We start from the raw sequence: 12,222 nt of genomic DNA on the forward strand, positions 1-12,222 counted from the left end.
TCATGTATGACGTTTTAGTGGTCGGCGGCGGTCATGCCGGCATTGAAGCCGCGGCGGCGGCAGCCCGCATGGGACAGAAAACCATCCTGGTCACAAACGATATTTCCATGATCGGCTCGATGCCCTGCAATCCCTCGGTCGGCGGTCCGGCCAAGGGCATCGTCGTTCGCGAAATCGACGCCTTTGGCGGTCTGATGCCAAGAGCAGCCGACCAGACGGCTCTGCAGTTTAAAATGCTGAACACGAAAAAGGACCGGGCGTGCAGTGCCTGCGCGTACAGTCCGACCGCGACGAATACCGCCGCTGGATGCGCGAAGCGCTGATAGCCCAGGATAACCTGGAAATTCTCGAACAGCGCGCGGCGCGCATTTTGCTCGAAGGCCATCGCGTCATCGGCATCGAATGCGAAGACGACACGCAGATTCTTTCGCGTACCGTCATTCTGACCGCCGGTACCGGCATGCGCTCGACCATTTTGCGCGGCCATACCGCGACCGTCAGCGGCGCGGATGGCATGCCGACCAACTCGACGCTTTCGCAGTCTCTGGCCGACGCCGGTCTCGATCTGATCCGTCTGAAAACCGGAACCCCTCCGCGCGTTGTCTATTCGAGCGTGGATCTCTCGCAGGCGGCCATTCAGCAGGGAACGGATGAATTCATCACGTTCTCCGATACGACTACGCCAGATGAAGTGCTGCCCTTTGATCAGCAGCTGCCCTGCTACCTGATTTACACCACGCCAGAAACGCACGAAATCATTCGGGACCATCTGCAGGATTCTGCCATGTATTCCGGTCTGGTCACCGGTACAGGTCCCCGCTACTGCCCGAGCATTGAAGACAAGCTCGTACGCTTTGCGGACCGTCCCCGCCATCAGCTCTTTCTCGAACCGGAGCGCGCTGCGTATGATACGTTTTACATCCAGGGATTTTCCACATCCATGCCCGAAGACGTGCAGGGACAGATGGTTCGCTCGCTGCCTGGCATGAAAGACGTCGAAATCCTCAAATACGCCTACGCGATTGAATACGATGCCGTCGATCCGCTACAGATGAAGCCTTCGCTGGAAAACAAGAAAATTGAAAATCTGTTTACCGCCGGCCAGGTCAACGGAACGTCCGGCTACGAAGAAGCGGCCGGTCAGGGTCTGATGGCCGGCATTAACGCCGCCCTCAAAAACCAGGGAAGGAACCAATCGTGCTCGGCCGGGATCAGGCGTACATCGGCGTCATGATTGACGACCTGACGACCAAAGGCACGAAGGAGCCGTACCGTCTGCTCACCTCGCGTGCGGAATACCGTCTGCTGCTGCGCCATGACAACGCTCCGCGGCGTCTGTGTGAAATCGCCCATGCCTGCGGCGCCTCAGCGACGAACGCTACGAAGCGTTCCTCAAGAGTCAGGACGAAGAGAAAAAGGTTCTCGAAGATCTGGCCGCAACCCGCATTAAGCCGGATGAAAAAATCAACGCCGTTCTGGAAGCGGCTGATGCCGGTTCTCTTGAACAGGGCTGCAGTGCGCTCGATCTGCTCAAGCGTCCAAACGTTACCGTACATATGCTGGAACCGTGGCTTGGCTATTCGGTATCGCCCAAAATTGCCAAGCGCATTGAAATCGAAACGCGCTACGCGGGCTACATAGCCAAGGCCAGACGGGATACCGAACGCCTGCAGAAACTTGAAGACGTCCGCATCCCCGAAACGATCGATTACGATCAGCTCGAAAATCTCGCGCTCGAAGCGCGAAGCAAGCTGAGCCAGATCCGCCCAAGAACCCTTGGACAGGCCAGCCGCATTTCCGGTATCAACCCGTCGGATATCGCGGTTCTCTCGGCTTTCCTCAAAAGCCGCAAGGCCGAGTCGGAACCGACAGAATAAAAACAGTACAGCGGTCTGCATGGACCGCTTTCTTTGTACATGAAAACCGTTCGAATCTGACGTTTTTAAAAATAACGCACGTGTACGGGCACAATGAATCCGTGTAAGTACACACGGTCTAAAATTGAATGAGAGTTATAAACATTCATCGAAATGAAAGATAATTTCGGCTTTTAAAGCCTTTGTTCTTTCTTCTTTGTCACAGATAGAGAAAAGTCTCGAGTTTGCTTTAGATTAAACATTTGATCTGATAGACTAAGACCGCGGGAAGGAGGTGTCCGAACATGGCAGATTCGCGTCGAAAAAGCAAAAGAGAAGATTCGCAGCACGCTGGCGCGGATTTATATATATCGGTCTGATCGCTTTCAGCGTCTTCTGTTCCGTCCTGATGGCCAATGATATCGGAACCTGGCTGCATATCAATCAGGAGGTTCATGCCAATGAGAAACTGCTTGATGAGCTCACCAGCCAGCAGAGCGAACTCGAAACCACCCGCAAAAATCTGACGAACCCGGACTACCTCGAAATGATTGCCCGGGGCAAATATCATGTTTCCAAAAACGGCGAACAGGTGTTCGTTTTCCCGCAGCTTGGCGAAGAGGAAGAAGACCAGAGTGATTCGTCCAGTTCGCAGTCTTCGAACAAAACCGTAAAGCCCAAAGTAACCGAAGGGCTTGCGGACGCCGGTTCGAATTCGGAGGGAAACTGATCGGAAAAATCCGGCTCGGTTTTTAAATGCATATAGAAAAATGACAGGAGATGTCCTTAACCGGGCCTCTCCTTTTGTATGGTCCGGCATGCACTTAAACATGTCTGGGTTGGTCCGCGGGGAGAACCGGAACGGGGCAGGCCTGAAGCATGCATCAGTTTCTCGCAGAAACGGGCAGAAGATCGCAGAGAAAAACTGAAAAACTTAAGCCCTAAGCCAGGAGTCAGAGTGCATGTCCTGCCCGCCCGCTCCTTTCGATCGACGGATCCAAAATCGTTTCCCCGCTGTAAAGAGCGCATCACAGGCCTTCGGATCTGGGTCCTCTCAGGAAGAGAAGACGGATTTTCGTTCTTGAAAATATGAACGAAATCTGAACAAAAGTTTCGCTTTTCAGGAAATTTCATTCGAAAAACAAGGACAGACCGGCAGACTGTAAGGCAGTCTGCCTTTTTGTTTTTGAAAGAAAAGCGCATGCAAAACGAAGTGGTAATCGGTCGTAAAGAATGAAATAAGTCGTATAAATAGGCGGAAAATATGCACAATAAACCATAAAAATAAACAAATAAAGAAATAATGCAATCGAAGGCATAAGCCGGTAAGGTCGCAAAAGCGACGGTCGGAAAGCTTAACGAAATCAAAATAAAATCTAAATATGCAACGGTACGGCTTTTCAAAACGGAAACGGCATGCATTCATGTCAGGGAACAAAGGCGGCTGCCGCGCCGGGAAGCGAGATCCAGACGGAGCAGAAATCCTGCACAGACAGAAAGGAATCTTCCTTTTTCTTCGAGGAACGCTGCGTAAAACGAAGTGCCAGGCCCAATCCGGGCAGGAGAAAATTTCGGGTACAGCACAAACAAAGCAGCGGGAGTTCAGGGCCGAACGCGAAGCAGGAAAACAGAAGTTTAACGAAACAGGAAGAAAAGAGTTGGAAGGAAAAGGAGACGGATTATGTCCTATGTAAATTTACAGAAACCGGCAGAAGGCAGCCGGGGAGAGTTGTCACGCTCGATAACGTACAGCGGATGGTTTATGACCAGCCGCCGCGCCAGTGGGATCCGCAGACGATCCGGGAAAGCGTGATTTATCAGACGGGTGATCTTCTGATCGATCGCGGCGCACAGATTATTTTCAAGGGAGGGAAATGTTAATGGCGACTCCGACCGAATTTGAACTGATCCTGCATCTGGTCGAACACCAGACTTGCTTCTGCGCCAGAGAAGTTCTGATCAATGTCATCTCGAGCCGCCTGCGCCACTGCATCTCGGACAACACGCTGTCCAAGCACATCTGCCGGGTGCGCAAGAAACTCGGAGACGATGAAATCGCGCCCTATATCCTGACGCAGAATTCCAAAGGGTATAAATGGAACTTTCCCGTAACCCGACGCTTTATTACCCGGGAAACGCTCGTCTGAAACCAGACAGCCTGCACCGGACCCAGCCCGAACAGCGCAAAACGGCCTGGCATCTAGCGATATTCGAGTCAGGAAATGGCGGTTTGAAAGGCCTTTCACGCTTTGAAAACGAGGAAGATACCGGGAATGTCAACAATTGGACCGATTCGAACCGGGTGTGTCAAAACGTGTAGAAATCGTAGGAAAAGCAATGCCTGAAAGATGATGAATATATCCATTACGGGGATCCGGAATTTTTAAAGAAAGAAGGGTACTTCCAGAAAAATCACAAATGATCACAAAATTGGGCAGAATACTTGCCTGCACGGCTGGGGCTTTCTTGCTTTTCGAAGACCCGAATCTATAATTCAGTTCGTGGAGGTTTAACGATGAATAACATTTTCAGCAGTAAGGAAACGTTTAAGGAAGCCCTTCGCGCTGAAGTGTCCGCCCGTTTCGGACGCGATCTCGAAGATGCTTACGATGAAGAACGTTATTTAGCCCTTGGTGCTCTGATCCGCGATCATGCAGGAAACTCCTGGAAGCTCACAAAAAGAGCGTTCGCGCAAACGGTACGAAACAGCTTTACTACTTCTCAATGGAATTTCTGATGGGCCGTCTGATGGTCAACAACCTGATGAACATGGGAATCTACGATGTTGTCCGCGATGGACTGGCCGATCTGGGACTGGATATTCACAACCTGGAGGAACTTGAATGCGATGCCGGCCTGGGCAACGGCGGTCTTGGCCGTCTGGCCGCATGCTTCCTCGATTCTCTGGCAAGTCTGAACCTGGCCGGAAACGGAAACTGCATCCGCTATCACTACGGTCTGTTCAAGCAGGAAATCGTCAACGATGAACAGGTGGAAAAACCCGACTGCTGGCTCCGTCTGGGCAACGTCTGGGAAGTCTGGAAACCCCAGCACGCCGTACAGGTCAAATTCGGCGGCACCCTCGATGCCTACATGGACCAGTTTGGCCATTTCCATTCGCATCACAACCCGGCGTTTGTGGTCCGCGCGGTACCGTATGACGTACCGATTGTCGGCTACAACACCCCGACCACCAACACCCTGCGTCTCTGGGACGCGGAAGTGGATGAAGAATCCGTACAGGCGGGCGTTCTGAACAAGTACCTCAATGACGTACAGGCGCTGACCGCTAACGTGTATCCGGATGATTCGACGTACGAAGGCAAGGAACTGCGCCTGAAACAGGAATACTTCTTTGTCTGCGCCGGCGTGGATCAGCTGATCCATAATCATCTGCGCGTATACGGCTCGCTCGACAATCTGGCCGAGAAAACCGCGATCCAGCTCAACGACACCCATCCGGTTCTCGTCATTCCGGAACTGATGCGCGTACTCATGGATGACTACGATTACGACTGGGATCAGGCGTGGGATATCGTTACCCGTACTGTGGCCTATACCAACCACACGATCATGGCGGAAGCGCTGGAGCGCTGGCCGCAGGAAATGATGCGTTCGCTTCTGCCGCGCGTCTACATGATTATTGAAGAAATCGAACGCCGCTTCCATTACGAAGTGCAGCATGCCGGCAAGGAACACATGTTCCCGGCGATGTCGATTCTTTCCAACAATCAGGTCAACATGGCCAACCTTGCGGTTGTCGGAAGCCATTCGGTAAACGGCGTTGCCAAGATTCATTCCGAAATTCTCATCAACGATGTCATGGCTTCGTTCGCGTCGTTCTACCCGGGCCGCTTCAATAACAAGACCAACGGTGTCACCCACCGTCGCTGGCTCGTATATTCCAACCCGCAGCTGACCGAACTGCTGAAAAATACATCGGCGACAGCTTCATCAAGCATCCGGAAGATCTCGAAAAGCTGATGGCCTATGTCGACGATCCGAAACTGCAGGAAGAGTTCTTCGAAGTGAAGCTCGAACGCAAGAAAATTCTGGCTGCGTACGTGAAGGAACATCTGGGCATTGAGGTCGATGTCAACACGATTTTCGACTGCCAGTCCAAACGTCTGCACGCCTACAAGCGTCAGCTGATGAATATCTTCCATATTATGTATCTGTACCTGCGCATGAAGCAGGATCCGAATTACCGCATTACGCCGACGACGTACTTCTTCTCCGCCAAGGCTGCTCCTGGCTACGCACTGGCCAAGGAGATCATCAAGCTGATCGTCAAGGTCGCCAACCGCATCAACGGCGATCCGCAGGTCAGCCAGTACATGAAAGTCGTCTTCATCCCGAACTACTCCGTATCGATCGCCGAACTGCTGATCAACGCGGCAGACGTTTCGGAACAGATTTCTACCGCAGGCAAGGAAGCGTCCGGTACCGGAAACATGAAGTACATGATGAACGGTGCGCTGACGCTCGGTACACTCGATGGCGCCAACGTGGAAATCGTCGACTGTGTCGGCTTTGAAAACGCGAAGATTTTCGGTCTGAAAGTCGAAGACATCGAATGCATTCGCCGTGAGAACAGCTACGACGTCTGGCGGATTTATCATTCCAACCCGAAACTGCGCATGGTCATTGATTCTCTGCGCAACTGCACATGGTCGGAAAATCCGAACGAGTTCCAGCTGATCTTCAACGACCTGATGCTGCACAAGGACGAATTCTTCGTTCTGGCCGACTTTGATGCCTACCTGATGGCCCATGCGGACGTATCGGCCTGGTATGCCGACAAACCGGCCTGGGCTCGTGCCATGCTGGTAAATATCGCCAAATCCGGCTACTTCTCTTCCGACCGCACCATCCGCGAATACGCGAAGGAAATCTGGGGTCTGGATGAAATTAAGTTCACGCGCCAGGAACGGCTGGAAGCCGGCTGCACCGTGGATGACGAAGAAGACGCCGCGTAAGCGCGACGGTTCCCATTCGGTTCAATTCGTCTTAAAAATCACGATTTGCTTATAATAAAGAGGACTGCGGTCCTCTTTTTTCATGGGCGCAAAAGAAACGATGCCCAGCCTCCCTTATATGCGGGAGTTTTCGCTCTGGCCTGCCGTTTTGGAACGGGGAACAGGGAAAAATTAAGAAAGAAGAAAACGAGGACAGCCTTTATCCCGCAGGGGATAAGAATGGACATTTTTCTATGAACAAAAACCTGTAAAACTTCTGCTTCTTGGCGCGACCGGCTCGATCGGTACGCAGACACTGGATGTGCTGCAAGCCCATCCGGATGATTTTGAACTGGTCGGCATCAGTGCCGGAAAAATAAAGCCGCACTTGAAAGCATTCTCGCGCAGTTTCCATCTGTAAAAGCGGCGGGACTCAGCGCGCAGGACGAGACCATAAGGGAAGATGCAAACGGCGTGGTCTGGTATGGCGGCGAAAAACAGATGGTGCATATGGTCGAAGAACTCGACTACGATCTGCTTGTCAACGCGGTTGTCGGCTTTCGCGGTCTCGCTCCGACGCTGGCTGCAATTGAACGCGACAAGGATGTCGCGTTAGCCAATAAGGAATCGCTGGTCTGCGGCGGCGAACTCGTTCAGGACGCCCTGAAAAAGCATGACGCCGTTTTGCGCCCGATCGATTCCGAACATTCCGCCATCTGGCAATGCCTGCAGGGAAACCGTCACGAAGACGTTTCCCGACTGATCATTACCGCCTCGGGCGGATCGCTGCGCGATCTTGGCCGGGAGGAACTGGCCGACATTATACCGGAGCGGGCGCTGAAGCATCCGTCGTGGTCGATGGGGCCGCGTATTACAATCGATTCGGCGACGATGGTCAACAAAGGCTTTGAAGTCATTGAGGCGCACTATCTCTTTGATATGCCGTATGAACAGATCGCCACGGTACTCCATCCGCAGTCGATCGTTCATTCGATAGTCGAATATCAGGACGGCGCGAGCATTGCCCAGCTGGGCAGCGCGGATATGCGCCTGCCGATTCAGTACGCGCTGTACGGCCCGGATCGCCCGTATTTAAAAGAAGATCATCCGCTTGATCTTACCCGGACTCTGACTTTAAACTTTAAGGAAATGGATTACGATCGCTATCCGATGCTTTTACTGGCCGTTCAGGCGGGAAAGCGCGGCGGCAACGCCGGCTGCATTTTCAATGCGGCGGATGAACAGGCGGTAGACCTGTTTTTGAAAAAGAAAATTTCCTTTCTCGAAATCGAAGAGGCGATCGCCGACGCGCTCGAACAGATTCCCTTTATCGAAAACCCGGATCTGAACGATCTCTTCGACACGGATGCCCGGACCCGCGCGCACGTCAAAGCCCGCTGGTGTGGACAAAACGCGTCTGGACCCCTAGACTGAGAAAGCTGAAAACCGCCTGCCGGTTTTCAATGAAGTGTTGAATCTGATTTGAACGTTTGTTTTCAAAGCGGGCTTTTCTGCCGCTTTGAAAACGGTGAATAGATAGAAGGAGGGTCATGTGAAAAAGACATCTTTGTATTCTCTTGCCGCCCTGATGGCGGCGGTCTGCCTGCCTGCAGGATCGATGATCCGGCCGGTTCTGGCTTCCAATTCCACGCTCCCCGCCGTTATCGAAGGGGAAACGGTCGATCCCGCATGCATCACTCCTGATGAGTTCGTGAATCGATTTTGTAAATTTGAAACCATTCGTCTTCTGCCTGACGGCAGCAGCGTAAAAGATTCCGTATGGTATACGACGCTTACCCCGGAAAACGCACCGCTTCTCGCGCAGGGCAAAGGCATCTTTGATCAGATGGACGCCCAGCGCCAGCAGATCGTCATTCAGGCGGCCGCTGCGTTTGGCATCGACTATCCTGCCCTTGCGCAGAGCGCAGTGGACTATTGTGCTGCTTTAGAAAACGCAGCGCAGACACCGCAAACGCCTGCACCGGCCGCGCCTTCCGCGGATTTGGACGCTTCTTCGCAGACGAAAAGCGATCCGGCTCAGAGCGCAGCGGACAGTTCGGCTTCTTCGGAAAAAAGGATGAACAGCCTTACGGTACTAACGAAACATCCGCTTCGGATTCTTCCGCACCGACAAAGGCTGATCCTTCACAGGAAGCACCCGCCAATGGAGAGGATGTTAAATCCAGTGAAGATACAGGAACTTCCAATGAGCAGACACCTTCTCAGACGCCGGATTCCAAAACGGAGCAGCCGGTAAATGGCGAAAACGGAAATGCGCAGACTTCGGATGCACAGGAAAATTCGAACGTTTCTGATGAAGAAACGTCTGACAAACCTGCCGATGACACAGATCCGGCAAAACCGGAAGACGCTGCTCCCGAAGCTCCCGCTGAAGTTGTGGAAACCAAACCGGTTTCCTACCAGTACACAGAAGGAACGCTCAATCTGTCTTCTTCACACATGCCAGGCGGCATGAGCGTACAGACCCTGAGCTTTCCCGTGAATCCGGAAACCGACGATCTGACGGGTACCATTGCCAAGTCGCTGGCAGAAAATGCCGGCTGGCCCGCCTGGACGGTCGAACCGGTCATTTACCAGTACACGAATAAAGAGGTAACCGTACAGACTGCGGTTTTATACCGTGTGGCAGCCGGAGATCTGCAAATGCTGTTTGATTACGGCATCGGTCTGGACGGTCATATCGCGGTAACGCTCTATAACGCCAGCAGCTGTTCCTACAATATGGATTCCAGCACGCTGCAGCTGCCGCGCATCGGCTACGCCGTGCTCAACCCGATCGCGGAAACCGACGGCATTCAGAACGAAATTCAGCCAGTTGATCCGGCAGCAGCGCCAGCAAATACTGCGGAAGCCACCGGAATCAAAACCGAGTCCGTCTGGACCGTGGACAAGGCTGCGTCTTCGGAAAATTCAGAAGAAGCCGGCAAAGTCGCCCAGCTGAGCGTCTTCCCGGAAATCGCGGATGAGACGATCGCAAAACAGCGTGCCGCTCTGATCAATGCGCCGACGCTGATGAGCCTCGATAATCAGGCCAATGATTTCGTTCAGCGCTACGCCATGCAAAACGGAGCTGTGATCAAGGCGATTAACGCGTCCAACTACCAGCAGGTCCTTAACGGCATGAAAGCCTGGAACGCGCTGAGCACGAGTCAGCGCCGGTCCGTCAACGACTATCTGATTGCCAACGGAAGCTCCCGCTTCCAGCAGCTGTATCGTCAGGCGAATGAATACCGTCTGGGCATGCCGCTGCAAAAGGAAAATCTGCCTTCCTCAGCCGGATCGGTCAATACCGCTTCCGTAGCGGAACTGCCGATGTATCTCGCTTCCTTTGCGGGTGCGGCCAGCGCGCTGGTAACGTTCAGCCAGGCTGCCTTTGGCAAAACGAACAAGGACGAAGACGACGCCTCGCTTTAAAAAGAGGAAGCGTCCGTTCATTTCGCCTTTCCCTTGCGAAAGGGACAGGTTAATCCTTTGCTTTTTCAACAATCCTTTGTATGATCAAAGTTCGCCGGGACTGTCCTGGCGGACTTTTTGAATTTATGCGGGATTGCCGTATGATGAAAATACTAGATATCGAACGAGAATCGAGGTACGAATGGCCACTTACAGCAAGAAAGATCTCGAGCGGGCGAAATTTGTCAAGGAACAGGAACTCTATGTAAAAGAAGGCTATAAGAAAGCCGTCTTTTTAAACCGGACGTTTGCGGACTATCAGAATCACCTGTATGCGTATCTGATTGATCTGAGCATCTGTCTGCTCCCCGTCTACGTCTGGGGCGTTGAGTTTATCCTGATTTTATCGGGAGTCATCTCCCCGGCTTATTTCGATCTGCTTTTTTATATAATGTATGCCCTGCTCTTTTTGACGAGCTGCATCCTTCTTCCCTGTACACCGCCTCCAAGGGCGGGTACTCGTGGGGCGGACGGCTGATGGGACTGCGTCTAGTACGGGCGGATAAAAAACCGGCAACCGTCATGCGGCTTGTCGTGCGCGAACTGCTCGGCATCGGCGCGCCGATGATGCTTTTGGATATTTCTTCTCCATCTGGGGCATCTTCTTATGGTGGGGCGTGAACGGACTTTGCGTTCTCGCATCCCCTCACCAGCAGACCATTTTTGACTGGCTGCTCAATCTGGCTCTGGTGTATACGCCGCGCTATTCCATGCGCGTCGTCGGCTCGAAAGCCAAGGGCCAGAAACCGGCTCCGTCCAATACGGAAGAAAACGAAAATTCTTCCGCCGCTTCTCCGTCGGAAAAGCCCGCGGCTCAGGCGGCAAAACCGCAGCCCAAAGGGCAGGTTAAACCGGCACTGAGCGAGGAAGAAAAACAGATCTGGCCGATCGATCTGCACATTCGCTCAAGCTTCAGCGACGACGCGGACGGGGAAGTGGAAGATATTTTCTGTCAGGCGAAAGAACAGAACATGGAAGTCATTTCCATTACCGACCATAACAACGCCAGAGCCAACGCCCAGGCGGTGCGCTTTGCGAAAATGTATGGCATCCGCTACATTCCGGGCGTCGAAATCGACTGTGAACTCGATGGAGAACGCGTCCGGATTCTGGGCTACTACATCGACTGGACGGCGTCGTTTTTCGACCAGATTGAACGCCTTTCCCTGAAACGGGAAAAGACGCGTCGATCGACCGGATCCGCGCCTTTGAAGCCGCAACCGGCATGAAAGTCGATACGGAATCCCTGCTTTCCAACTCGCGCTTCAAGCTGCTGCGTCCGCAGGAGCTGACCGATCTGGTATTCGATACGCCCGAAGCCCGCAAGCTGCCGGCTGTATCGAGCTATCTGATCAGCGCCCGTTCGGAAAAAGAAGCCCGTGAGGCGTTCCTGCGGGACTATTTCGGTCCAGGCGGCCCGTGTCACATTACGTATAAATATCCAAACGCCCTGAAAGTCATTGAAGGCATTCATCAGGCCGGGGACTGGCCGTACTTTCCGGCTGGCACATTTCCCGCATTTCCAGTGAAGTTCTCCTTCGGCTGATGGATGGCGGACTCGACGGCTTTGAAGTGTTCGCTCCCAACAATACGGAAGCCGAAAAGCGCTTCCTGCTCAAACTGGCCGGCGAGGAAAAATCGCTCATTACCGCCGGTTCGGATTACCATGGCACAAGACGTCCCGATCGAAAGATGGGCGTAACGACGATGACCGGCAAAGCCCGTTCGGTAGTCGAGCTTTTACGCAGGCTGCCCTCGAACCGCCCAGACCGTCTTCTTCCAGACGTGCCGGCTGATCGCTTTACTGCTTTAGAATGTTCAAAGGCACAAGGATCCCGCCCTGTTTGTTCAGGGCGGGATCTGTTTTTACTTTTGCTCGCTTCGATTGGTGCCGCAAGATTGCGCAAAGCATGAAAACGACAAATAAACACGAG

The 12,222-nt window shown here is 53.1% G+C and carries 12 protein-coding genes and 2 pseudogenes; all 14 read left to right on the plus strand.

All coding sequences use genetic code 11. The annotated features are described in order from the left end of the window. The first annotated feature begins 2 nt into the window (after nucleotides 1-2). Nucleotides 3-1,877 (plus strand): annotated as a pseudogene (mnmG, locus tag KWG61_RS04600) (tRNA uridine-5-carboxymethylaminomethyl(34) synthesis enzyme MnmG). 274 nt (nucleotides 1,878-2,151) lie between these two features. Next, the gene (locus KWG61_RS04605) at nucleotides 2,152-2,586 is read left to right on the plus strand and encodes a septum formation initiator family protein (RefSeq protein ID WP_242745076.1); all 435 of its coding nucleotides are present in this window, start codon (nucleotides 2,152-2,154) and stop codon (nucleotides 2,584-2,586) included. Nucleotides 2,587-3,537: 951 nt separating this feature from the next. Further along, a complete protein-coding gene (locus KWG61_RS15975; RefSeq protein ID WP_256460784.1) occupies nucleotides 3,538-3,669 on the plus strand; it encodes a hypothetical protein in 132 nt (43 codons plus the stop codon). Between the two features lie 67 nt (nucleotides 3,670-3,736). Next, nucleotides 3,737-4,003, plus strand: coding sequence for a helix-turn-helix domain-containing protein (locus KWG61_RS04610; protein WP_242745077.1), 267 nt, complete (start codon nucleotides 3,737-3,739; stop codon nucleotides 4,001-4,003). A gap of 368 nt (nucleotides 4,004-4,371) precedes the next feature. Beyond that, nucleotides 4,372-6,835, plus strand: a pseudogene (locus KWG61_RS04620) (glycogen/starch/alpha-glucan phosphorylase). Between the two features lie 301 nt (nucleotides 6,836-7,136). Beyond that, entirely contained in the window at nucleotides 7,137-7,235 is a 99-nt protein-coding gene (locus tag KWG61_RS15980; RefSeq protein WP_256460785.1) for a hypothetical protein, read from the plus strand. 53 nt (nucleotides 7,236-7,288) lie between these two features. Then, a complete protein-coding gene (dxr, locus tag KWG61_RS04625) occupies nucleotides 7,289-8,248 on the plus strand; it encodes a 1-deoxy-D-xylulose-5-phosphate reductoisomerase (protein WP_256460786.1) in 960 nt (319 codons plus the stop codon). Nucleotides 8,249-8,366: 118 nt separating this feature from the next. Continuing rightward, nucleotides 8,367-9,071, plus strand: coding sequence for a hypothetical protein (locus tag KWG61_RS04630; RefSeq protein ID WP_242745079.1), 705 nt, complete (start codon nucleotides 8,367-8,369; stop codon nucleotides 9,069-9,071). Nucleotides 9,072-9,211: 140 nt separating this feature from the next. After that, entirely contained in the window at nucleotides 9,212-10,249 is a 1,038-nt protein-coding gene (locus KWG61_RS04635; RefSeq protein WP_242745080.1) for a hypothetical protein, read from the plus strand. Nucleotides 10,250-10,430: 181 nt separating this feature from the next. Next, nucleotides 10,431-10,766: a hypothetical protein gene (locus KWG61_RS04640; RefSeq protein ID WP_242745081.1), complete on the plus strand. Its 336-nt coding sequence runs from the start codon at nucleotides 10,431-10,433 to the stop codon at nucleotides 10,764-10,766. Beyond that, complete coding sequence (locus KWG61_RS04645; RefSeq protein ID WP_242745082.1) at nucleotides 10,766-10,909, plus strand: hypothetical protein; 144 nt, start codon at nucleotides 10,766-10,768, stop codon at nucleotides 10,907-10,909. Before KWG61_RS04640 ends, KWG61_RS04645 begins: the two co-directional genes overlap by 1 nt. After that, the gene (locus KWG61_RS04650) at nucleotides 10,906-11,517 is read left to right on the plus strand and encodes a PHP domain-containing protein (protein WP_242745083.1); all 612 of its coding nucleotides are present in this window, start codon (nucleotides 10,906-10,908) and stop codon (nucleotides 11,515-11,517) included. The genes KWG61_RS04645 and KWG61_RS04650 overlap by 4 nt, the downstream gene beginning before the upstream one ends. Then, nucleotides 11,514-11,834, plus strand: a complete 321-nt coding sequence (locus KWG61_RS04655; protein ID WP_242745084.1) for a hypothetical protein — start codon at nucleotides 11,514-11,516, stop codon at nucleotides 11,832-11,834. Before KWG61_RS04650 ends, KWG61_RS04655 begins: the two co-directional genes overlap by 4 nt. Continuing rightward, entirely contained in the window at nucleotides 11,834-12,202 is a 369-nt protein-coding gene (locus KWG61_RS04660; protein ID WP_242745085.1) for a hypothetical protein, read from the plus strand. The genes KWG61_RS04655 and KWG61_RS04660 overlap by 1 nt, the downstream gene beginning before the upstream one ends. Nucleotides 12,203-12,222 lie beyond the last annotated feature (20 nt).

It is taken from the genome of Allobaculum sp. Allo2 (assembly GCF_022701175.1).
GTDB classification, from domain to species: domain Bacteria; phylum Bacillota_I; class Bacilli_A; order Erysipelotrichales; family Erysipelotrichaceae; genus Allobaculum; species Allobaculum fili.

Coding starts and splice junctions, on each gene's coding strand:
- KWG61_RS15975 (WP_256460784.1), top strand. CDS start 3,538: ATGTCCTATGTAAATTTACAGAAACCGGCAGAAGGCAGCCGGGGAGAG.
- KWG61_RS04610 (WP_242745077.1), top strand. CDS start 3,737: ATGGCGACTCCGACCGAATTTGAACTGATCCTGCATCTGGTCGAACAC.
- KWG61_RS04640 (WP_242745081.1), top strand. CDS start 10,431: ATGGCCACTTACAGCAAGAAAGATCTCGAGCGGGCGAAATTTGTCAAG.
- KWG61_RS04645 (WP_242745082.1), top strand. CDS start 10,766: ATGGGACTGCGTCTAGTACGGGCGGATAAAAAACCGGCAACCGTCATG.
- KWG61_RS04655 (WP_242745084.1), top strand. CDS start 11,514: ATGAAAGTCGATACGGAATCCCTGCTTTCCAACTCGCGCTTCAAGCTG.
- KWG61_RS04660 (WP_242745085.1), top strand. CDS start 11,834: ATGGATGGCGGACTCGACGGCTTTGAAGTGTTCGCTCCCAACAATACG.